This window comes from Streptomyces carpinensis (assembly GCF_002154505.1).
GTDB lineage: Bacteria > Actinomycetota > Actinomycetes > Streptomycetales > Streptomycetaceae > Streptomyces > Streptomyces carpinensis.
The window spans coordinates 1-366 of the sequence record NZ_MUBM01000727.1; the positions used below are offsets into that span (position 1 = coordinate 1).

Annotated in this window: 1 protein-coding gene; it reads right to left on the reverse strand. The window is 77.9% G+C overall.

What is annotated here, in order from left to right:
- Window positions 1–366: universal stress protein (locus BZY54_RS54495; protein WP_244217726.1), on the reverse strand; the 366-nt coding region annotated here is incomplete at both ends.

The window sequence follows — 366 nt, forward strand, 5'->3', positions numbered from 1 at the left end:
CCGGGGCGAGGAGGCGCCGGCGGTGGCGCCCCACCACGACCAGCTCGGCATCCCGGGAGGCGGCGACCAGGTGGCCGGCCGCGTCGCCGGGTGCCACGTAGGTGTCGGCGGGCACGTCGGGGTGCCGGGCGCGGTGTGGGCCGAGGAAGCCCTCCGCCAGGGTCCGGGTCTCCTTCTCCACCTCGTCCTGGTCGATCATCAGCTCGACGAACTCGCCGGGAGCGAGCCAGCTCCGGGCGGGCCAGGCGTAGGCGACCACCACCCGGAGCCGGGCCCCGCGCCGGGCGGCCTCGGTGAAGGCGAACGCCGCGACCGCGTCGTCCGGGCTGTCGACGTTCAGGCCCACGACCACCCGGGGCCCCGGCC